A 22,307-nucleotide genomic window follows, 5' to 3' on the forward strand; every position below is an offset into this window, starting at 1 on the left:
TATGTTAACAAGGAAGTCTTTCATTTCTATAATATAAGTATTACAAAAGTCTTTCAGCGGTCTTATTTTTTTCTGATGTGATGGGAAGAGTAAACCAAAATTCACTTCCTTGTTTGCCGTCTAAACGATCTCTCACACCAATTTCTCCACTATGCATTTCAATCAATGATTTTGTAATGGCTAGTCCGAGACCGGATCCTCCAGATTGTGAACTTCTTGATTGATCTGTTCTAAAAAACCGTTCAAATACGCGTAGTTGGTCATTTGGAGTAATTCCTTCTCCTTCATCACGCAAAATGAATTGGACTTGTTGCTTTTGCTTATTTTCCTCTAAAATCAGCTGGATTGTTCCAGAGACAGGTGAATACCGGATTGCATTATCTAACAAATTACTAATGACCCGTGCTATTTTACACGGCATAATTAAAAGTCGAGGTAATGTCTCAGGAACCTCCAATTGTAAATCGATCTGTTTGTTTGCTAATAAGACAGAATGTGCCTCTAGTACATTCAATAGGACTTTGTCCATATGTATTAAAGTTGGATGAAAATCTACTTGCCCAATTTCTAACTTTGAAAGGTCAAATAAGTCATTGATTAATCCACTTAATCTTTTTATTTCTTTTAAAATCGTAACTAAGTACTGATTTCTCATTTCAGGATCTTCAATCAGATTATCTTGTAATGCTTCTATCATCAATTGTATGCTAGCCATAGGTGTTCGTAAGTCGTGTGAAATATTCGTAATGAGCTCTTTACGTGCTTTTTCCCCTTCTTCTAACTTAGTAAACCCTTCTTCCAAATTTTTGGCCATCTGTTGGAAGGCTGTTGCTAATTCTTTAAACTCCCGTGGTTCTTTTCCAATTATATACCTCGTTTCAAATTGTCTATCGCTAAATTGTTTTGTTAGTTCAATTAAATTTTGAATGGACCTCATGATAGGGCGTGTCATTAACCAGTAAATAAACGTTGAAATAATCAGTCCTACAACCGCAATTACTGTTAATAACCGTGTTTGTTCTGGTTCAAGTAACATTTGCGTTTCACTATACCATATAGCAATTACCAGGATACTGGTACTTAATAAATTCATCAATAACAATTGAATGCGTAATCTCATGTTTCATTTCCTCCATTTGGCTCAAAGCGATATCCTATTCCCCAAACAGTATGAATCCAACGATTCTTTATCGTATGCTTCTCCAGTTTGTCACGTAAACGACTCACTAACACGGTTACTGTGTTTGTGCCCCCTTCATGTTCAAAATCCCAAATAAGTTCAAGAAGTTGCGAACGAGAAAATACTTGTTTTGGATGCTGTGCCATGACATAAAGTACCTCAAATTCTTTCACCGTTAATTCCACTTTATTTTCACAAACAAGTACACATCTCGTCTTTGGATAAATTTTCAAATCTGGAAATTCTATTACTTCTGATAGGGATTCTTTTGCTTGTATCGGTACTTGATTGCCTCTTCTTAGTATAATTTGAACCCTTAATACTAATTCACGAGGTGAAAACGGCTTTGTTACATAATCATCTGCTCCCATTGTTAAACCTAAAATTCGATCTCTTTCCTCTCCCTTAGCAGTTAACATAATAATAGGAACATTTGATTGTTGACGAATTTCCTCACATAATTCCCATCCATCTTTTTTCGGCATCATGAGATCTAAAATAATTAAATCTGGTTGATATTGATGAAATACATCCCAGCCTTCCATTCCATTCATAGCTGTATATACTTCGTATCCTTCTCTTTCTAAGTACCGTTTACATACTTCTCGAATGTTTTCTTCATCTTCTACGATTAAAATCCTTTTTTTCATATATAATCCTCGCTTCTTGTGCATAAATCACAATTGAAATGTTTCTTTTATCTGCTTTCATCTAATAAATCTATGGAACTTGGAGATGCAGATGTTATCACTGACAGTATTAGTAAGTCGGAATCCAACACTTTGATCTTATATTCATTAAAAATTATTAAAGGTGATTCTATAATTCAGAAGGTAATTTTAACACTTGATTACTTGTATGACTAGGTAAATTCTGTTTATATACCATTCCTAAAAGAATAAATACTGAGGAGTCTTCAGTTTGTGGCGTATGGAGTAGGGGGTAACAAATGTATAGAAAGACTTGTTATATTTAGAAATCTATATATACCCCCTATTCATATGGATAGAGGGTACATATATTGCATGACTCTTTACTTAATACTTTCTAACTCCCATTTGTGATTATTGCCTGGTGCAGTTGTATTCTCAGGTTTTAAAATGAATTCACTAGAAGCTACAACTGGGGCGCTACCATTATCTGCAACAGTACTAGCCTATTATTAACTAACTTTTCACCTTGTAATATCCATTACTATCAAAGACGAAGGTCCTACGGCCATTCTCGACTTGTTGTTTCATGGACATTAGAAATGTACTTCTTCACATGATTAAATTCTTAAAAGAATATCAACGCCCACTCTTTAACCCATTTTCTCATTCACTGATTGGAAGCCTTGTTTTTAGTTTTTCAGAGTTATATGATCCAGTTAGGTAGAGGGATCTCATTTAGAGAGTCATATTTATAAAAAACAGACTCTTTTTGGATTATTAATAACCTTTGTGTCCATGACTGTCAAATTTATAAGTCTTCCAAACACCTTTCCCATTATCAAGTTCAACAGTGGTGTTTTGATAAATTGAACCATCTTCTTTGGCATAATAAGTAAAGTACCCGTAATAAGGGAAATGGTATCCACCACCAACAGAGAACCATCCTATCTTAGCTGCTCCAGAATCATCGAAGTAATACCATTTACCATCGATTTCTTGCCACCCTTTTTGCATTACGCCTTTATCATTGAAGTGGTATATTTTACTGTTTTCTTTTTTAAACCCTGTCAACATAGCTTGTCCGTCATTATTAAAATAATATTTTTTTCCGTCAATATTTTCATAACCATCAAAAGTGTAGTGCTTACCATCTTTAAAATAATAATTCTTTCCATCAATTATCTTCCAACCCGAGTAGGAAGCTCCATCCTCTAAGCTATAATAGTGCATTGTGACCTTTTCAGTTCCATCTGATTGGAGGAAAGGTCTCTTTCCAGTGAGTCCTGGCTTTCTAACAGAACCGTCTTTCTCAAAGACTACGTGTTTCCCGTTAAGAGTAACAGTAGTAGTACTAGCTAATGCTTTCCCATTCAGATCTGAAGCTCTCTCAAGCACGCCTTTGTTGGAAAAGTGAAGAATGACATGTTGGTCTTCTAGACGCATTTCATTCTTTGTAACTGCGAAATCTTTAAAATAGTAAATTTTACCTTCTATTTCTTTCAGACCCTCTTTAACAAACGCTCCAGAAGCATCAGAATATTGCTCATCTTTCCAGGCTAATCGCTGCAGAACACCAGAATCCTTGAAATGATAGACCTTCCCCTCAATCTGTGCATCAGATGAGTTTGACGACACTACCAGGGAATTAGAATGCGGAGCAAAATAATACGTATTACCTTTAATTTCCTGCCAACCCTTCAAAAGAACTCCTGAAGCATCTGCATAATGATATGCTCCATCTCGTTCTATCCAACTATTCGTTATTAATTTTCCAGAAGCATCGTATGCAGTCCATATAGAGCCATCACTTTTATCATTAGCTTTGAACTCTACTCTTCCATCATACTTCTGTCTATCATGTTCTTTACCAGGGTACCAGTCTATTAACCAGTTGTGAACTTCATCATTCGTTTTTGCAGTGAAACTAATTCCAGATCTGAAAGAATTAGCACCATCGTTTTCCTTCAGGAAGCCTTGAATGTATGGATTACTAGTCAGACGTACTCCATTCTTGTTTACCAAATCAAACTGCCATTTATTAAGAAAAGCGGGGGCTGAGACAAGTTCAAACAATTCATCGTCACCAATCGAATCGGAATATTGAAGAACATTTCCTTCTTTCCCTGAAAGATATTTTGAACCTGCTTTTACCAATACTTTATTGCTTCCTTTTTTATAGGGGATAATTTGATAGGATTCACCGTGATTTAGTGAGCCATATGCTGCTTTAATAGGTGTCTCTAGGGTATTGGTGATCTCTGCGAATACATTACTTGACCGGTTATTAAAATCTGCTTGAGCTGTAGGGTTATTCGTAACATAATTAGAAAGAACTTCTCTACCTACTGGATGTGAAGTCAATGTTGCTACCTTCTTTTGTTCATCTGTTAAATAAGAAAAGCGGTCCACCCCTAACCCTTTAAAACCGTCAAGAGAATCTGCTCCAAATTTCTTCTTATAAAATTCGTCAACAAGTACTTTATTTTCACCGGATGTTTTTTCTACGTATATGGTGATACCTTGATTAAGCGCAACTCCGGTTTTTCCTTCATCCAATTGCGCTTTTGTAATGTAAAGAAGATCGTGCTCTGATACAGATTCTGCAAGGGGTTTCAAATCTACAATTGTACCGGGTTCTGTAATCTTAAGCTGTTGTCCCGATTTTAAGTGTTTCATCTCACTTTTTCCATCTGGATAAAGTACTTTAATCGTTCTAGTGAAATTGGAATCTCCTTTCGTATGATGCATAGAAATATTAAATTCCCCAGATTTAAAGTTAGGAGCTCTGTAAGACACATTCTCTGCATAGGGGCCAGTGTAATTAGATAAGTCAGGCTCCCCTACAGATATCCCAAGCTTTTCATAAATATCAGCTACAATACCTAATGAAGTAATAGTCACATCCAACACCGTGGCTAAACCTGCGCTAGCTTTGTTCTCTGCAACAGGAGCTACAGAAAAAAGAATACCTAATGCCGCTGTGGCAGGAATTAATTTCTTTCCCATTCTAATTGTGTTAAAGTTTTTTTTCATTTTTGTTTTCCTCTCTTAGTAGAATGTAGTTTAGATTGCTGAAATACAATGCTGTTCCTCACTCACTACTTGTACTTTTTATTAACGACTGATATAACGTCAATATCAGTAAGTTCATCTTAGTTTATAAATCTTTCATTTCTCTTTCGCAAATGTTACAAAAGTCTTTCATAAATCTAATTTTTATTTTATGTATATATCATGTCGCTTTTATAAAGGATAGTTTGAATGAAACTAATTGGAGCCCTATCACATCGCCATCAACCTAAGAAATCAAGTCACCCCCAAAACGAAAAAGCTAATTTCTTATCTGAAAAAAGATAAAAAGTTAGCTTTTTGGATACTATCGATAATGATGGGTTATGGTAACTACGGTTGTGTAGAATGTATATGTTTGATTTTAAAATAAATATGTATATACAAGTTTAATAATTGTTACGGTTGCTCCAAGATAAGCAAACCATTCCCAAAGGGGTGTTTTTTGTTTAGAATCAGCCATATTGTTATGTCCTCCTTTTTGATATCCATTAAATAACATTTTATCATAATAACGTGATTTCTGATTAATTAGATTATCATAACTAATTTGTTCTTTACTTTGAATGGGTTTTATAATCTCTTTATTTACAGTGTTTCGAATGTATACTTTTCTAATTGTTTTTGAGGAAAATGTGTGAATTGCTATAAATCTAATAAAATCAAAGAAATGAATGTAAACTAATGTTCAAAAGTTTATATTGGAACTTATAATTGAAATCCAACATATGATGCCATGAGCATTTACAACATAGTTTTAGTCAGGGCAATAAGAAAAACCACAGCAATTGTTGTGGTTTTTCTTATTGATGAAACTGAAAGTAAACTTCTATTTATAAAGTTTACTTTCATGTTTTAAGTCTAAGGAAAGGGAAATTAGAAGGGCTAGCTCCTCGGCTTCACTGCACCCCAGCCATCACCGCACACCCAAAAACAAGGAATTATAAGATATTAATTGAATATATTTTTTGATACCGACTAAAATTTAGGAATGGAAAGAGGGTAATCTGATGCATTACATAACTGCATGCTTGAAAATTATTAGTGATAAAGACCTTAATGAAATAATAGAGGAGTTCAAAAAACTTGAAAAAGAAACTATTAAAGAAGAAGGATGTATTCAATTTCATGTGTACCCTCTTGAACCCTCAGAACGAAAATTAATGCTTTGGGAGATTTGGGAAAACGAAGAAGCTCTTAATATTCATTTCACCAAACCACACACTCAAAATACTCTAAAACAAGAATTAGCAGAAATAGAATGGGTAATTAGAAGTAATGTGAACTAACAAGATTGGTTGTTCTTGTAGTTTTGATAAAATATAAATCGGAGCACTATATATATGTAGAGTAGCAAAAGCAACTCTTTTTTTATTGGACTGATGTTTATAGGGAAAGTAATCTTTTATTCATTAGTTTACTTTCACCGTTTAATAAGAAAAACCGCAGCAATCGCTGTGGTTTTTCTTATTAGGGATACTGCGCATACCCATCAACCCAAAAGAACAGGTTACCCGAAAAACGATAAAAATGAACTTCATTACTATAAAAGACACAATTTTTTCGTGTTTGGTGTACTTCAAAACTTTAGATTGATGGATGTGGGGTACCACCCCATCGCTATCAAGCTAAGCTCATACAACGTAAATTATAGTAGAAGCTGTTTCTGTTTTCTAAAGGCTATGTGTAGGAAATTGAAAGATTTGCATACGAAATAAACCCTAACGGGTTTCCTTTTTTGAATTAAGCCGCTTGATTATCAGACAGGGTACAATTGTAAACGACACCTAATATATCAAAGACTGTTTTCTTCTCATACCGATGAGATTTCCGCCCATTTTGTTGTAGAAGATTGAACAGACGAAATAATACCTTTGATAGCTCTTGGGTGTCTTTCTGTATCGCACGGAAAAGAAGAAAAAAGTAATCTTTAATCATATATATGGCCTTATATTCACTCAGTTCTCGTTTCTTTTTTATAAGAAGTAATTGGCGCATTTGAAACATGGTAGAGGAACAGAGGAGAATGGCAATCAGTTGCCCATACAAATGGCATTCCAATCGTTCTGGTTTTATCTTTTTACAATGATGGATTTGAAAGAATGACTTCCACGTTTTAAATAAAATTTCGATTTGCCAACGCAAAGAATACCAGTCATGTACCTGTCCCATCGGGACAATGTCTGTAGGGGTGTTTGTCATATATACATTGATACCACTGAGTCGTTTACTACGAGGAGAATACTTCATTCCTTTCTTTTTTTCTCTTACAGTTTGATCTTGTAATCGTTTTTGTTGTTGTTCTTTTGTTAGTCGATGAACAATCACACGAGTTGATACTTTATCAGTCATTCCTACATAAGCGTCGAGTATTTCACATGTTTGTCCTGGCTGAAGAGAGTTCATTAAAACCTCCATATCTATCTGTATATACTCTGTACCTTTCTTGATTCTTCCGTCTTGAAAATAATCAGGGTTAGAATTTTTTTGATACATACGTGTATTCGACTTGATACGAGAGATATAGTAGGCCTCTTTATCTTGTATATATTGAAGGTCTTTTAAATGAAAATAACCTAAATCTCGGATACATAAATCATTCGCTGCCACAGTTGGGGCACACAGAGAGCCGTAAGTGCGATCATGTTGTTTACCCGGACCTGTATGAATATGTAGGAACTGTCCACTTAACAAGTCATACTCAAGTTGAATTTTTATCCCAGCTGTATGGCTGCATCCTCCTGCACCTGGATAAACCGATGAAAATACATCCGGGAGTTGAAATGTCGTTGAATCTCAAATACGAATACGCTTGAAAACAGAAGTGTATGGAGAAGAAATTGGCATAGATGTGGCCAATTTTTTGCTTAGTAGTTCGGCTAGTAGGTGTTGTAAAAGTTGGACGGCCGCCTTATTAAACCGTTGATTCAGTCCCTCAGGACTGATGAGTACTTCTGTTGATGCTTCTAAACAGCTAGATAACTGAGTTAAAGAAGTCATAGCTACATTTTGGCTCACCCATACACATAAAGCTACTAAATCTTTTGCTTGGTACTTACTGGTTCGTTGTACAAAACCAACATCTCTAGCAAGATCCCGTAAGGTATTTGGAGATAAAAAACTTTGAACCTCTTGAGCAAATAGTTGTAATTCGTTAGACACAGAAACAGACATAAAAAACGTCATCCTTTCCTATGATTATACAGAAAGAATAACGTATTTTTTTCATTTTGAGGGTATTTCTTTTTATTAGCTGAATAGCAAGAGTTACCTCTTTATAAATTTGTTATGTTGTTGTACACTTGTTTATTATTTGATGTGGTTAATTTTCAAAGGAGAATTTTGATGAAAAAATATAAAGTATGTCAAAGTTGTGGAATGCCTCTTTCGAAAGATGAATTAGGTGGAGGTACAGAAAGTAATGGGAGTAAAAGTATTAAATATTGTAGTCATTGTTATATGGATGGTAAGTTTGTTCAAGATATTACAGCAATACAAATGCAACAATTTGTACAAGAACATTTAATAAAAAATATAAAAACCCCTAAATTTCTTGCTAAATTTCTTGTAAGAAATATTCCTAAATTAGATCGTTGGAAATAGTTTATTGGTTATATAATGTTATCATGCGTTATTTAGACCCTAGTACATTTATTTAAAAGTTTACATTTTAACACTTTTTCGAAATTCAACGTATAATGCTATGAGCATTCACAACATAGTTTAGGTCATTAAAAGAAAAACCACAGCAATTGCTGTGGTTTTTCTTTTTGAAACTGTGAAATCATAAGTTCCTATCCTAAATAAAAAAATAAGCTTAGTTCTCATAATCAGCTGTAGAGAGATAAAAATTTCGTTTTTGGGGGTACTTCAAAATCTTAGGTTGATGGCAATGGGGTTTCGCCACATCGCTATCAAGCTAACAAATGCAACAAATCCAGTGTATTTTAGCATACTTGTAACTATAGTAGTATCAATAAAATGTGGATATGAATATTGCATGTCTTTTTTTCAATTGAATATCGACAGTGAAAATATTCGCAACCATCTGCTGTATTGTTTAGAAAAAATAAAAAAGAGATCCGATAGGTTCTTTTGTCATAATTGATTCTACAATACATATATTTAGTATGATAAGTGTTTTTTGGAGGTGGCGTATGTCAGAAGAAAAAGATTTACAAGGTGCGGCAATAGACCCAAGCTTACTCGGTCCGACACTTCCACCTATTCCACCATTTACTTTGCCTACAGGACCAACGGGACCTACAGGAGTAACCGGAATAACAGGCCCCACAGGACCAACGGGTCCAACTGGATTAAACGTAATTGAATCTGCATTTAGAGCTTCTAAACAAGGACCACTAGAGGCACAAGCATATACCGCAGGGGATGATTTAGTTCTTACATTTAATAATGAACAATTTGATTTTGGAAATGAATTTGACGGTGTTTCAACATTCCAACCAAATCAAGACGGAGTATATTCATTAGCAGCAGGTGCAAGATTTAGCCCTAGTAGTACATTAGTTAGTTATGGGTTTTCATTCGATATTTTTCTTAACAATGTTGAAGTTATAGTTACAACTAATGATGTGGATTTTTTTGCCGACTTACTTGTGAATATTTCCACTATATATGGATTAAAAGCAGGAGACAGTGTGCAAGTTATATTTCGTGCTACTACAAATGGCAGTATTGTGGGCAATCAATTTAATCCAACATTCTTTGCGGCATCAAGATTTCCTTTTACAAGCCCGATTCCATAAACTTATTATTGTGTATGAAACAAGAGAGTCAAATGGCTCTCTTGTCATATTTGGGGTATCACCACATCCATCAACTTAAGAAAAGTAAACACCCCAAAAACAAAAAATGAGCTGACTTCTCAAAATAACTAACTGTAGAGAAAGAAAAATTTCATTTAGTGGGTACTTCAAAACCTTAGCTTGATGGCGATGTGGTGCTACCCCATGTCCATCAAGCTAATATTTTTAACAACCCCATTATGAAAAATTTATTTTTTCGCAACTAAAGGACAAATAAAAAAAGGTCCTTAACAATTTGTTAAGGACGGCGGAATAAAACCGCAATTTGGGTTAAAACTCAATCAGTTTGTAGAAAATAAATTGCGATTATGATAGCAATTGTATTCCCAAAAGCAATGTTTCAAATGGATTTTAGCATACCTGTAACTATATTGGTATCAATAAAATATGGGTTGGATTACAAATAGTGGTTTCGAATATTAGAAAAAGTTTAAAAGTTAATTACTTCTCATAAAGAAAAACCTTAAGAAGAACTTGTAGCGATAAATTTTTAGAGAAAGCATCCATAGCGACTTCTTTTTTCTTTGCTATATAAAATTTATATAATAAATAAAGAAATTAACTAAGCGGACAATTGAACACGGAACTCATCATTCATAACTAAAATATTTTAAACAAACATTTGTTTAATTCTTCTATACCTAATTTCGTCATCACATAAATAAAAAAGATAAGAATACCCCATTTACATATATTCAAGAATTATAATTAGTTATAATATGAAATTTATTTTCTTATAGTTAATTAATATTAAACATAAATATATCTTTCTGTAAGAATGCCTCCTCGTCCAAGTTAATAATAGAGACACTTCTTTAAGATTCTTTCATTATGAATATATAATATTCCTTATTTCATCGGCTAAACGATAACTAATTTTCAACTGAAAACCAAAAATCCTTAAAATTTCTTCACCATGTTTTTTCATATTTTCATCTTGGAATCTATATGCATCCTTCTCATAGGGTAAACTTAGATATGATTCAAGATCCCCATCAATCGTATCAATCTCTTTTTCATCTTGGAATAAATTATTTTCAAATTGCCATGCATGACGAATCTCATGATACAAATTACCGATTAAATCAATGATTTCTGTAGGAGTCCCTTTTAAATCTTGAAAAAGGAATAGAAAAATTTTAATTTTTCCCTCTTCCCAAATGGTTAAGCCCGCCGTTTCTATTTCACCATTCAATATTTGTTCATAATGCTCTCTCTTTAAATCGGGCTTATTATCACGCTCTTTTTGAAGCTTTTCTCGGGTCTCATAAAAGTATATAGTGAAATTTAAGGACATATATTCTTCGCCTAATAGCGCAATACATTTTTTTATTTTTATTTCTAAACTCTTATTTAATTGTCGTATATTTAACCCCACAGCTATTCCTCCCCAAATTCCTTTCCAATTATTCTAATTATAACAAATAGTGTTCTGTTATATTTTTTAATGAACAAATATTTCTTGGAATTTACCTGTTTATAAAAGTATAATTTTAAGAATATTTTTTATTTTCATATATCTAAAGATAAAAAGAATCCTTGATACGTCTGTGAAGTGTTTCGAAAGGTACACCTTTAGTATATTCTTTGCAGCGTAAACTACTTCAAAAGGTATCAAAATGTACTTAAGACACACTTCATAAGTACACACACTTTTTGAGATGTGTTTGTTGAATGATTTTATGCTTATTGGAGGGGAATAGTGTCCCTATCAGTTGGATACAGCACAGAGAATTCCCTTATTGTACTGTTTATTATTTTTTATATGCAATCTGGTACATGAAATTTTTCAATTAAGTTATTCCTTTGTTTTTCTTTTAAAATTCTTATAGCATTATATATGAATATTATGGTATTATATAGATAGAAAATTTGTTTCCATTGTTTATACTCTATTGTACGTAGCGTGAAGGACAAACCTTACGCCCTGTTAACTCGGGCGAGGTTTGTCCTTTTTTTATTTTAAGGAGGAATTTACTATGAAAAAAGTCTACAAAATCGGAGCAATTGTCACTACTTTATGCGTTGCTTGTATCGCGATCTTTACTTTAACTAAAAATGAATCAGTCAAAACAGAAACTATATCGCCAGAAAAAACAATTGTATCTGCTGCAGATGTAAAAGAAGCACCTGAAAATATAAAAGATATTTCAAAAGAAGAATTAAAGCAAAAAATACAATCCCATGAAGAGTTCATTGCGTATTACTATCAACCAACCTGTCATTTTTGTAAAAAAGCTGCACCAGATATCAATAGTATGTCAAAAAAGCATGATAGAACCATCTATCGTATTGATATCTCTACATCAGTAAATCAAAGTGCCTTTCAAGAGTTCGACATTCCAGGTACTCCAGTTGTTGTAGCTTATAACAGAGGTGAAGAAGTTGAACGTCTAGAAGGAGCAGTGTCAGCTGCTACATATGACGGATTCTTTGCAAGACGTAATTCGAGCGCTAGTTAGTATAGTGCTCGTTTTTTTGTAAGAAAGGAGAATTAACATGCAACAAAATGCCCGTATTCATTCTTTAGACATATTAAGAGGTATAGCCATACTATGTATTCTTTTTGCTAATCTGCCCACTATGATGGGACTAGATACCTTTAATCAGGCAGGTTATAGTGGTATAGATAAAGTGATTCGCTTTTTAGTAGATTTGTTTATACAATCAAAGTTCTATACTATTTTCGCATTCTTATTTGGAGTAGGGTTTTATATCTTTATGAAAAATATAGAAGCAAAAGGATATCCCATGTATAAGTTGTTTATTCGCAGACTGTGTATTTTACTAGTCTTCGGTTTACTCCACTTCACCTTTCTATGGTATGGAGATATTCTACATGCGTATGCTATAGCTGGATTTATTCTATTGTTCTTTTATAAGCGATCTACTAAGCTTATTTTTATAGCAGGTTGTAGTTTCCTAATGGTTAGTTATATATTACATATTTTTTTATTTTTACGAGTAAGTTCTTCTATTCCTGAAGTACCAACTTACTATCAATATATGTTTACTGGCAACACTACCAACCACACGGTAAATCTATTTACACATTATTTATATCAAGTAAAAGCACGTTTGTTTTTTCTGATGATAGAGGAACCCCAACAACTACTAATTGGGATTCCGGAATATATAGGCTTATTTTTAATCGGTTTATGGGCTGGTAAGAAAGATATTTTTAAAAGGGTACCGGAATTAATAAAGCACATTACATTTTTACAGTGGAGCTCGTTATGCATTCCATGTCTTCTCTCTTGCCCTATTATCTACTACTTTATAAAAACGGATGTCTATTACTCTTACGATATACAACTATGGATTCTATTTGGAGGGAAAATACTAGCTATATTCTATATTTGTACCCTACTTAGAGTTTGTGAGAATAAAAAATATATAGAGTGGCTGTACCCCTTTATGAACGTAGGTAAGTATGCTTTAACGAATTACATTAGCCAAAGTATACTTACTCTTCTCATTCTTTCGTGGTCCCTTAAAGATATCTCACACGTATATTATTGGAAACTATGTATCTTCGGGATTTTAATTATCTTTGTACAAATTATATTCAGCAAAATTTTGAGTAAACATTTTTGTTATGGTCCTATTGAGTGGGTATGGAGAAAAGGGATTTACAAGGAATAGCCTATTTTTTTCAGTTACATGCTATTAACTGAAAAATATGATAAAATCTTATATGAAAGATTAAAGATATATTTGTGGTTTTGAGATCATGTTATTAAAATTACAGTGGTTCAAGTCAGAGGAAGGCACCTTGTGGTGTCTTTTTTATATACTATTTATTATCCGATTCATCAGTTTTATTATAAACACATTTTGCTTCTCCACAAAGACCACAAGTATCACCTATATTATACACAGGCGCTCCTTAAGGAAGGAGTCTCCTTGGCTAGAATGATAAATTCCCCTGTATTACCAAGAATGCTATGTTTCTTATTTTTTGCCTTCTTCTTCATCCTCTTCTCTTCTTGAACAACTTACAAATCCACTTTCCATTGTCTCAACAAACCCTTTTTACGTCACATTAAATTTCTATCCCCCTCAGATTGAAATACAAATATATAAATAACATTATATACCTCCTTCAATAAAGGGAGCACACTCTCAATGTGAATCGAGCTTTATCCTGAGCATTGAATAGGACACAAAGAGCTCGTCCCATTACATAATATGCTTGTCCTTATCATAATGTGCAATAAAAAAAGCACCCTCGTCCAGGCGCCAAAAGATACATATACATTGAGGTAACTAACACGTTAGAAAAGATCCTTCCATATCATTGTATGATTATCGATTATCTTTATACCTAGATGACTTTTTAAAATATAGAATTTGTTCACTTTTACGATATATTTATGAAACATTTAAATGTTATGTTGTATAAGTCCTTTTTTTGAATCATATTCATTCTGTCAAAAAGTCCTAGTCCTCCTAGGACTTTTTACCCTCAAATAAAGAAGTGTATCATATTTATCAATATACAAAATTACTTAACATGATAAAATAATATTCGGATGGGAGTCCAATACATATTATTAAAATTAAGATGGTTCAAGACGAAGGAAGACACCTTAGGGTGTCTTTCTTTATAGAATTTAGTATTAACACGTATAACACATTGTACGTGTTAATCTGCTGCCTTATTATCCTGTAAAAGAAAAAATTTAAATCCTCATAGATATCTATCTTATAGTTAATTACATACATCAATTCATGATATAATTATATCCATATATTTAATTTAAAGGGTGATAATAATGAACTCATACACAAATAAGCAAAAAATAGTATCCCTTACAATAGCTTCATTTATCTTTTTCATTTTTGTAATAACGGGTATATACAATTTTACAAAATCAAATTTCTTTTACGTAAATTTAGCAGGTTTAACCCTCAACAGTTTCATGTTATTTGTAGCAGCTAAAGCATTAATGAAACAAATTAAAGACTAAGTATATACAATGATAAATTTAAGCTTATTTGAAGGATCGACATATCACAGTCAAGCAAATAAAATTTAGATGGAGGATTCAACATGAATAATCTAAAAAACTACTTAAACGAGAATCTTTTCATTAAGTATTCTCTATATATAATATTAGGAGCTGGAATAATAAGAGCAGGTTATGAATTTGGCTATTTCATTACTAACTTCATGTTATAAAACAATACGTGGTGTTAATTAAAATAACACCGCGTATTAGTAGTCAGTAGACGTAGTAATCTAACAAAATCCCCCATAAAAAATTACTCAATGTTTTTTACATGCGACATTGATTAAGTACTTCATAAATTCTGTTGTCAATATTTAATTTAAATTTGTAAACCATTTAATTGCATAGATGCTATAATTCTAAAAAATATTTCAGGTAACTCTAAAACAAAAATTTCATATCACTACAACCATTATTCATGAGCATTTAGAACACTTTTGTGATGAAAAACAATTAATTCCTTAATTTGATAGGCATGGGGTAGCACCGCATTTCCATCAAGTTAAGAAAAAGGGTCTCCCCCCATGCCCATCAACTTAAGAATTCTGAATTACCCCAAAACAAAAAAATGAGCTTTTTTGCTACAAGTTAGCACAAAATTTCGTTCTGGGGGTATTTACTTTTCTTAGCTTGATAGCGATGGGGGCATTTCTTTTTATTAGCTTGATAGCGATGGGGTATCGCCACATCGCCATCAACTTAAGAAATCGATTGTCCCCCAAAACAAAAAAATGAGTCGAATTCTCATAAATAACTGCAAAAAGGTAAATTTCTCGTAATGGGGATGTCTCAAAATCTTAGCTTGATGGGCATGGGGTACTTTTTGTACAGTAACACCCTACATTTGTTACTACCTATATTAATTTAATTGAAAATACGAGATACAAAAAACATCCTGCATGTTTGGATCATGCAGGATGTTTTCTAGTCTTTGTTTTTCATAATGTAAGAAACCAAACGAAGGATCTCTAAGTATAACCATACTAATGTCATCATAAGTCCTACTGCGCTGTACCACTCCATATACTTTGGTGCTCCACTATGAGTACCATGTTCAATTGAATCAAAATCTAGTAATAAATCTAATGCAGCAACAATAATTACAATTGTACTTATGATGATACTAATTGTCCCACCTTGGTGAATATATGGAACATTCACCCCTAAGATACCCAGTAAGAAAACAATAAAATACATAATAAGAATTCCAAGTGTTGCAACCGTTACAACTGCACGAAACTTTTTAGTTACTTTTACTATTCGAGTTGCGTATAACAATAACATGGCAAATAAAATCGAAATTGTTAGTAATACGGCAGTTAAAGCGATAGAATCAACAAATCGCACTGTATAATATGCTGAAATACTTCCTAATAGTATCCCTTGTAATACTGCGTAAATCGGAGCACAAATTGGTGATATACGAGGAATGAATATAACTAAAAATGCGACAATTAGAGTAACTATTATAATTCCAATTAACACAGGTATTTTCATTGTCCCGTGTGCCATCTGTACGTATGAATAGACAGACGCTGCAAGAAGTAAGATAAGCAAAATGAATGTTTTTCCTATCGTTCCACCAATAGTCATAGTAGAAGCATTTGTCTTCTCTTTATGAAATTTTTCTTTTTTTAATATTGGATTAGTTGTTCTCATTTTTTCCCCCTAAATACACTCTATTTTTAAAATGGAGCTTTATATTTCTAATTTTTTATCCATGATACGACCTGTAATAGCTGCTAGGACAACTATAAATAAGCAAGTAAAACAAATATCTAAAATAGTAAACCCTTCACTAGGATACAGTGATGTGTCAATAAAACCATTTTTATCTATGAACCCCGCACTCTTTATGGTGATTACATATTTCTCTAATTTACTTAAGACATCCAGTACGAATGTTTGGATTGTTAAAAATACAGCAAGAAAAACAACTGATAAAACCATCTTACTCTTTGATGACTTTATAGGAATCAACTTTGTAATTACCATGATGAAATAGCAGGAGACCAGTATACTCATGAAATCGATTCCCCATAACAAAACAGAAAGTATGTGATGAAGAAATCCATATGCATATAACTTATGAAATTCTTGTTGGTATCCCCCGATCACTTTTCCTCCGTAGGTACTTTGGGAGAAATAGTATAGAAAAATTAATCCTATTACTAGTAATAGAATAAACATTAACGTGAAAAAGAATAAATTTGCATATATATATTTTTTTCCTGAGATGGCTGTATAACGTATCATAGTATTTTTTAGCATTTTATTGAAAGAAGGCAAAGCTATTAAAAGCAGTAAAAATGCAGTGATACCTATAATTAATACATATATGCCTAATGTTATATCCTTTGTAAGCTGATTGATTACCTTCGATAGTCCCATCATATTAAACAAAAGAAGTAAGGAAATAATAATAAACCCAAAGTAAAAGACAGCTATCTTTTTTCTATTACAATTAAATAAATAACGAACAAGTGGATTCATTTCTCAAAAACCTCCTTAAATAACTCATGTACTGCTTTTCCATGGTGAAAACGAATTTCTTCTACATTTTCATGCAATACAATACTCCCGTTTTTCAAAAAGATTACCTCATCAAATATATTTTCAATTTCCTCTATTAAATGAGTCGAAATAAGAATAGTACTATCTTCACGATAAAAGTTAAGAATTAAATCTAATACATGTTTTCTAGAAACAAGATCAATTCCACCTAATGGCTCGTCTAATACATATACCTTTGCTTTCCTTGAAAAAGTTAATATTATCTGTAATATCCCTGTTTTCCCTTTTGATAAGATGCTTATATTTTCCTCTATCGGGATTTTAAAGTTAGCTATTAATTCTATTGCTTGTTGTAGACTAAAATCAGCATACATATCTCGATAAAACAACAAGGCATCTTTTACAGTCATCCATTTTTCAAAAACAGGACTATCGGGCATAAATGAAACGATTTTTTTCGTTTCTAATCCCACCTTTTTATCTTTAATAGTAATACTTCCTTTAGATGGAAAACGTAAACCCGAAATCATTTTTAATAATGTCGTTTTCCCACTACCATTTTCACCAACAAGACCTATAATTTTTCCTTCTGTGATTGTTAGGCTTACATCTTGAATCACTGTTTTTAAATCATATCTTTTCGACAGATTTTCAACTTTCAATAATTCTTTCATTGATTTCCCTCCTTTTTATTTTCCAAAGAAGAATGGAGTATTGAGAGAACCTCTTCTTCCATAAATCCTAAGTTATTCATTCCATTTATAAAATTATCAAGCAACTCTTTTGCCATTTCTTTGCGTAGCTCTGTTATTTTTTCTTCATTCATTGTTACAAATCTTCCTGTTCCTCTACGTGTCTCAGCAATACCTTCCCGTTCTAGCTCTTGAAACGCACGTTGAATTGTATTTGGATTCACTTGTAATTCACCCGCTAATTCACGTACAGCAGGAATTTTTTTACCTGGCGCCAAACGTCCTGTTACAATTTCTTTTTTGATGTATTCCATTACCTGAACATAAATAGGGATATTAAGAGAAAACTCAGTTTTCATTTCTTTCCCCCTCTGTATTAGTGTACTAGCCAAATAGTACACTAATGTAAATTATATGTAAATAGTTACTTTGAAAACTATACTAAATAAAAGAGAAGTATAAATTCTCATAAATAACTGTAAAATAATAAAAATTTCGTTTTGAGGATACTTCAAAATCTTAGCTTGATGGGTATGTGGTGCTACACCAGTAAGATCCCATAAGGTATTTGGAGATAAAAAATATTAAATTTCTTGAGCAAATAGTTGTAATTCGTCAGAAACAGACATAAAAAACGCCATCCTTTCCTATGATTTAAAGAAAGAATAGCGTTTTTTTAATTTTATGGAGAACTAATTATTTCTTTTTTTATAATAAGAAAGGAAATTTATTATCATATTAATTAAACATATAAAGATAAGTGAGTACTTAAAAATAGTACTTTTATAGTTTCCAAAAAACAAAAATAGTATAGCTAAAAGTGATATTATGCTAATAATTAAATGATGCATATATTGAGACTGTTTCTTCATTAATCATTCCCACTTTTCATTTAATATAAAGGAGATTAAAATAAATTAAATATGCCTAATTGTATATCTAAATAGCAAGTTAATACCACATACCTATCAAGCTAATAGTTTGATGTATCTCCAAAACGAAGATTCTATCTCTTTATAATTTTCTGTGGAAATTCAATTCATTTTTTTCTTTCGAATGTAAATTTGACAATATCAAATGGTTTATTCCCTTCCATATAATTATATAAAATATACTTTTTTTCGAATATTTAAATATCTTTTTATCAAACTTATCGAACTAACAATATCTGTAAAATGTGTTAAGGTTGGTGTGTATAAAGAAAACATTATTAAGGGGGATTTTTATCATGAAGAAAACATTAGTTATTTCTGTAATGACTTTAGCTTTAACAGGTATGGGGGCAAGCCCATCATTTGCAAGTAGCAAAAATGTAAGCGCTACACAAGATAACATTTTACAAAGTAAAGCAGCAATATTTGCTTCAGATGGTAAAATAATTGGTGATTATTTTCCTTTAGAAAAGGGCGAAGTGACAAAAAAACTTAATCATAAGAAAGACGCAAATATGAGGGTAAGCATCACAAATAACTCTAATGGTGGTGTGCATTGGTTTCTAAAAAATCCGAATGGAACAGTGTATAAGGAAGGAGATCTAGCGAAGGGCGCAACATATAATAACACATTTAAACTTAAAAAAGGCACTTATCAACTCAGAGTTGTTAGCGATATTAATGGAACTGGACCAATTTATATTGGCGCTCGCACTATGGAATAGTATAAATAATAAGGGAATCTAGATTAATTTTCACTTAAAATATTAATTTAACAAAAAAGAATCTGCTAATTTAAGCAGATTCTTTTTTGTATGTAATAAATTTTATCTAAAATTTTAATAATATGTAATGGACGCCCCTCTAAGACCTCAGCATATATGCCCCTCAACTTAAGGATTTAAACTATTTTTGAAGCTAAAAGCACGTTACTATTCTCTTATTTTAATGAGAAAGGGTAAATCAATCCATCTTTTTCAACCTAACTATTTATGAAAATATCAACCTAATTTATTACTATTACAGTCCCTTAAACACAGGTTTATATCCCGCTTGCATTGTATCATCCAGACCTTTTCCTTGTGCTGGGTTCCATGCTGCAATAATTATGTTATAACCCTCTTGCTTTAACTTTGTCGCAAAGTCTATAAGAGCTTTTCTTACTTTCTTATTCTCTACTAAATCAGCATCAAACGCTAAATAGACATTTTCTACCCCCATATCCTTTAATACAGGCATAGTAATTCTCCAAGCATTTACACCAGGAATCGCAAGAACCGTTGTTCCTACTTCAGAAAGTTCCACTTTATTAAATCTCTCTGGAATCAAATCAGCAATCAAACCTGCTTTTATAGCCCCCTCTGTTATCATCACTGATTTAGTTTGATGAAGTGTACCAGAATTCCAATGTTTCAAATGAGAACCCGGTACCGCTACATGCACAGGCAGTGGATTTTCACTACCTCCTGCACCAGTTCCTTGATTTTTATTTGCTGATGAGATCCATAAATATTTTTTCCCTTTATGAATCTTTACAACAATTCGTTCCTCTTGAGATGGAATTTCTACCTTTTTGCTCACTTCTAGTTCACCTTCAAATATACAATCACCATTCTTAGTTATCTTTACAACATTAGGTTGTTCAATTAATTCTGCTTGAACTCCAGTAGGTGCCGATTTCACATGAACTGAGTTTTTCACCTCATCCACACGAACCTGCCATCCAACAATTTGATTATACTGGTTTCGAAAAGGAATCAATATACCAGGGAAGCCTGACATTAAACGAAGAGAAAGCTGACTTTTCTTCATCTCATAAAATCCCGGAATGCCCTGCCAGCAACTTTTTCTCCCAATCTGTTCAAATAGTTTCTCCCAAACGGTCGTATACGTATTATCCTCTTCTAACACAATTTGTTGCTTTAAGAAAGAACGATATTGACGTACTTGTATTTGTTCCCCGCTCATTTTCCTATCTCTTATTAAATGTGCATGATGATGCTCTTGCAATGGTATGAGATCCATTAACTTACGATTAAACACATTTAATTCCTCATTGCTTTTCTTATCATGGATCTGAACTTCATCCACCTCAGGCAATTGATACTTATCTTTTCCATTTATGTAGTGAATGTAGCTTGGATTGCCCATGTTTTTCCATAGATCCATTTACTTTCTACACGCGTACACGCTACTTTCTCTTGCGAAACATCCAGCATGCAATTGCCTGTATCATGACAAATTGGAAACGGAACTGTCCTTTTTGAATGTTATAATGCATAATCCCCCACCCCTTATATATTGTTTATTATGTATAGAACAACTACCTCCATTAAACTCCTTATACTTCTATTTAGATACTTTCTTTGTTCTCCTAACAGATATACAAAAGAATATATTCCACAAACTAAATAATCGTTTTTATGTTCTTGTTCTAGCAAAGCGGATGCTATATATACTTCAAATGCTCTAGCAAACATCTCGTGATTTGTAGACCAATATTTTTTGATTCTCTTTTTATCTAACTTGATTGCCGTATCAAAGTATAGATACTTCAATCATTATATATCTCCCTAAATAATAATTTTTGCCTAATGTGATAATCGGTTTTACCAGTCAAACAGACTTTAAAACAACACAAAAAGGGCTTCTTCAAGTCGATTAAAAATGTGCACAGCTAATTAAATAAGCTTTATATACACTAATCGGCTCAAAGAAGCCCTTTCAGAATTGAAGCAAGACGTAACTTGCTTCTACAACTCAACCACAACGCATAAGGTGTGGGAATAAACGGAATCAAATAAACAATAAATATAGTTCCATATTAATAAATTCATACAAAAATTTCAACAACTTTATATTTCCTTAATCCGCTCCATTCTACCTTTCAGTGAATATTTTTGTACAACCATATGTTTCTACCATTTCAAATTGCAACCCTAAATCTTGCTCTCTTATAATAGCTCATGCATATCCCACCAATACCATTAATCGCCCCCCTGATACTATCTAAAAGTTATTATTGTTTTATATATGCTATTTCAGACTAACTTTTAGACAGACAAAAAGAACCCTTCTCTTTCGTTGTGTTCATTTGTTTAAATGGGCTAATCTATTAATTCTATTAAATTCATTAATTCGACTATTACATAGTATTGTTTCATTCATATACTATATTAGATTGCTAGAAAGGAGGCATAACCATGGATAGTTGCGTTGTGTTTGTAAATGGACAACCTTTTTTAGTTCTTTCAGTAGCGGGTATCGAAATTGCTAGATTAGAGATTTCTCTCCAAGTAGCATTAGCTTTAAGAGTGCTCGGAATACCAATCTGCGATTAATTAACGTACCGCTAAAAAAGAGGGCATTAGCTCTCTTTTTTTATTTTCCCCTTATCTTTTCTTAACAATAAACAAGACGCCGCTC

15 protein-coding genes and 5 pseudogenes are annotated in these 22,307 nt (G+C 32.6%); 8 read left to right on the forward strand and 12 right to left on the reverse strand.

Annotation, left to right across the window (positions count from 1 at the left end; all coding sequences use genetic code 11):
- Positions 1-40 precede the first annotated feature (40 nt).
- From MNO09_RS01820 to MNO09_RS01830, 3 genes are all read right to left on the reverse strand, one after another.
- Positions 41-1,120, reverse strand: coding sequence for a sensor histidine kinase (locus MNO09_RS01820; RefSeq protein ID WP_016119293.1), 1,080 nt, complete (start codon positions 1,118-1,120; stop codon positions 41-43).
- Positions 1,117-1,830 carry a response regulator transcription factor gene (locus MNO09_RS01825; protein WP_048563637.1) on the reverse strand — a complete coding sequence of 238 codons (714 nt, stop codon included), beginning with the start codon at positions 1,828-1,830 and terminating at the stop codon, positions 1,117-1,119. The genes MNO09_RS01820 and MNO09_RS01825 overlap by 4 nt, the downstream gene beginning before the upstream one ends.
- 780 nt (positions 1,831-2,610) lie before the next feature.
- Positions 2,611-4,866 carry an N-acetylmuramoyl-L-alanine amidase family protein gene (locus MNO09_RS01830; protein WP_088107629.1) on the reverse strand — a complete coding sequence of 752 codons (2,256 nt, stop codon included), beginning with the start codon at positions 4,864-4,866 and terminating at the stop codon, positions 2,611-2,613.
- Between the two features lie 1,046 nt (positions 4,867-5,912).
- Here MNO09_RS01830 and MNO09_RS01835 point away from each other — a divergent pair.
- Positions 5,913-6,191, forward strand: a complete 279-nt coding sequence (locus MNO09_RS01835; protein ID WP_070169470.1) for a putative quinol monooxygenase — start codon at positions 5,913-5,915, stop codon at positions 6,189-6,191.
- A gap of 454 nt (positions 6,192-6,645) precedes the next feature.
- Here the strand turns inward: MNO09_RS01835 and MNO09_RS01840 are convergent.
- A pseudogene (locus tag MNO09_RS01840) lies at positions 6,646-8,076 on the reverse strand (IS4 family transposase).
- Between the two features lie 171 nt (positions 8,077-8,247).
- Between MNO09_RS01840 and MNO09_RS01845 the strand changes: the two are divergent.
- Positions 8,248-8,505: a zinc ribbon domain-containing protein gene (locus MNO09_RS01845; RefSeq protein WP_070169000.1), complete on the forward strand. Its 258-nt coding sequence runs from the start codon at positions 8,248-8,250 to the stop codon at positions 8,503-8,505.
- A 457-nt stretch (positions 8,506-8,962) separates the two neighbouring features.
- Here the strand turns inward: MNO09_RS01845 and MNO09_RS30970 are convergent.
- A pseudogene (locus tag MNO09_RS30970) lies at positions 8,963-9,217 on the reverse strand (hypothetical protein); the annotation flags it as partial.
- Here MNO09_RS30970 and MNO09_RS01850 point away from each other — a divergent pair.
- Positions 9,117-9,668: pseudogene (locus MNO09_RS01850) on the forward strand (hypothetical protein); the annotation flags it as partial. The pseudogenes MNO09_RS30970 and MNO09_RS01850 overlap by 101 nt on opposite strands.
- A gap of 889 nt (positions 9,669-10,557) precedes the next feature.
- Here the strand turns inward: MNO09_RS01850 and MNO09_RS01855 are convergent.
- Complete coding sequence (locus MNO09_RS01855) at positions 10,558-11,106, reverse strand: hypothetical protein (RefSeq protein WP_048563624.1); 549 nt, start codon at positions 11,104-11,106, stop codon at positions 10,558-10,560.
- Between the two features lie 601 nt (positions 11,107-11,707).
- Here MNO09_RS01855 and MNO09_RS01860 point away from each other — a divergent pair.
- The 3 genes from MNO09_RS01860 (at position 11,708) to MNO09_RS01870 (ending at position 14,701) form a co-directional block, all read left to right on the forward strand.
- Positions 11,708-12,190 (forward strand): thioredoxin family protein, encoded by a 483-nt coding sequence (locus tag MNO09_RS01860; RefSeq protein WP_048563623.1) that lies wholly within the window; start codon positions 11,708-11,710, stop codon positions 12,188-12,190.
- 37 nt (positions 12,191-12,227) lie between these two features.
- Positions 12,228-13,373, forward strand: coding sequence for a DUF418 domain-containing protein (locus MNO09_RS01865; protein ID WP_070169001.1), 1,146 nt, complete (start codon positions 12,228-12,230; stop codon positions 13,371-13,373).
- 1,133 nt (positions 13,374-14,506) lie between these two features.
- Positions 14,507-14,701: a hypothetical protein gene (locus MNO09_RS01870; RefSeq protein WP_070169584.1), complete on the forward strand. Its 195-nt coding sequence runs from the start codon at positions 14,507-14,509 to the stop codon at positions 14,699-14,701.
- Between the two features lie 966 nt (positions 14,702-15,667).
- Here MNO09_RS01870 and MNO09_RS01875 read toward each other — a convergent pair.
- From MNO09_RS01875 to MNO09_RS01890, 4 genes are read right to left on the reverse strand one after another with little or no spacing between them, the layout of a single operon-like run.
- Positions 15,668-16,402: a Bax inhibitor-1/YccA family protein gene (locus tag MNO09_RS01875; RefSeq protein ID WP_070169578.1), complete on the reverse strand. Its 735-nt coding sequence runs from the start codon at positions 16,400-16,402 to the stop codon at positions 15,668-15,670.
- Positions 16,403-16,441: 39 nt separating this feature from the next.
- On the reverse strand, positions 16,442-17,236 hold the full coding sequence (locus MNO09_RS01880) for a hypothetical protein (RefSeq protein ID WP_048563620.1): 795 nt from the start codon (positions 17,234-17,236) through the stop codon (positions 16,442-16,444).
- The gene (locus MNO09_RS01885) at positions 17,233-17,931 is read right to left on the reverse strand and encodes an ABC transporter ATP-binding protein (RefSeq protein ID WP_070169579.1); all 699 of its coding nucleotides are present in this window, start codon (positions 17,929-17,931) and stop codon (positions 17,233-17,235) included. Before MNO09_RS01885 ends, MNO09_RS01880 begins: the two co-directional genes overlap by 4 nt.
- Positions 17,928-18,308, reverse strand: a complete 381-nt coding sequence (locus MNO09_RS01890; protein WP_241949907.1) for a GntR family transcriptional regulator — start codon at positions 18,306-18,308, stop codon at positions 17,928-17,930. The genes MNO09_RS01885 and MNO09_RS01890 overlap by 4 nt, the downstream gene beginning before the upstream one ends.
- 869 nt (positions 18,309-19,177) lie before the next feature.
- On the opposite strand from MNO09_RS01890, the gene MNO09_RS01895 reads away from it, so the two are divergent.
- Positions 19,178-19,606, forward strand: a complete 429-nt coding sequence (locus MNO09_RS01895) for a hypothetical protein (RefSeq protein ID WP_098251898.1) — start codon at positions 19,178-19,180, stop codon at positions 19,604-19,606.
- Positions 19,607-19,901: 295 nt separating this feature from the next.
- Here MNO09_RS01895 and MNO09_RS01900 read toward each other — a convergent pair.
- Positions 19,902-21,162 (reverse strand): annotated as a pseudogene (locus tag MNO09_RS01900) (DUF3854 domain-containing protein).
- 13 nt (positions 21,163-21,175) lie between these two features.
- Positions 21,176-21,430: pseudogene (locus MNO09_RS01905) on the reverse strand (LPD1 domain-containing protein); the annotation flags it as partial.
- A gap of 654 nt (positions 21,431-22,084) precedes the next feature.
- Between MNO09_RS01905 and MNO09_RS01910 the strand changes: the two are divergent.
- Positions 22,085-22,222, forward strand: coding sequence for a DUF3956 domain-containing protein (locus MNO09_RS01910; protein WP_000376554.1), 138 nt, complete (start codon positions 22,085-22,087; stop codon positions 22,220-22,222).
- Positions 22,223-22,307 lie beyond the last annotated feature (85 nt).

The organism is Bacillus sp. N5-665 (assembly GCF_022637375.2).
Classification (GTDB): domain Bacteria; phylum Bacillota; class Bacilli; order Bacillales; family Bacillaceae_G; genus Bacillus_A; species Bacillus_A wiedmannii.

What these genes read in the sequence shown, in the direction of transcription:
- MNO09_RS01820 (WP_016119293.1), bottom strand. Translation starts at nt 1,120, where the DNA reads ATGAGATTACGCATTCAATTGTTATTGATGAATTTATTAAGTACCAGT.
- MNO09_RS01825 (WP_048563637.1), bottom strand. Translation starts at nt 1,830, where the DNA reads ATGAAAAAAAGGATTTTAATCGTAGAAGATGAAGAAAACATTCGAGAA.
- MNO09_RS01830 (WP_088107629.1), bottom strand. Translation starts at nt 4,866, where the DNA reads ATGAAAAAAAACTTTAACACAATTAGAATGGGAAAGAAATTAATTCCT.
- MNO09_RS01835 (WP_070169470.1), top strand. Translation starts at nt 5,913, where the DNA reads ATGCATTACATAACTGCATGCTTGAAAATTATTAGTGATAAAGACCTT.
- MNO09_RS01845 (WP_070169000.1), top strand. Translation starts at nt 8,248, where the DNA reads ATGAAAAAATATAAAGTATGTCAAAGTTGTGGAATGCCTCTTTCGAAA.
- MNO09_RS01860 (WP_048563623.1), top strand. Translation starts at nt 11,708, where the DNA reads ATGAAAAAAGTCTACAAAATCGGAGCAATTGTCACTACTTTATGCGTT.
- MNO09_RS01865 (WP_070169001.1), top strand. Translation starts at nt 12,228, where the DNA reads ATGCAACAAAATGCCCGTATTCATTCTTTAGACATATTAAGAGGTATA.
- MNO09_RS01870 (WP_070169584.1), top strand. Translation starts at nt 14,507, where the DNA reads ATGAACTCATACACAAATAAGCAAAAAATAGTATCCCTTACAATAGCT.
- MNO09_RS01875 (WP_070169578.1), bottom strand. Translation starts at nt 16,402, where the DNA reads ATGAGAACAACTAATCCAATATTAAAAAAAGAAAAATTTCATAAAGAG.
- MNO09_RS01880 (WP_048563620.1), bottom strand. Translation starts at nt 17,236, where the DNA reads ATGAATCCACTTGTTCGTTATTTATTTAATTGTAATAGAAAAAAGATA.
- MNO09_RS01885 (WP_070169579.1), bottom strand. Translation starts at nt 17,931, where the DNA reads ATGAAAGAATTATTGAAAGTTGAAAATCTGTCGAAAAGATATGATTTA.
- MNO09_RS01890 (WP_241949907.1), bottom strand. Translation starts at nt 18,308, where the DNA reads ATGAAAACTGAGTTTTCTCTTAATATCCCTATTTATGTTCAGGTAATG.
- MNO09_RS01895 (WP_098251898.1), top strand. Translation starts at nt 19,178, where the DNA reads ATGAAGAAAACATTAGTTATTTCTGTAATGACTTTAGCTTTAACAGGT.
- MNO09_RS01910 (WP_000376554.1), top strand. Translation starts at nt 22,085, where the DNA reads ATGGATAGTTGCGTTGTGTTTGTAAATGGACAACCTTTTTTAGTTCTT.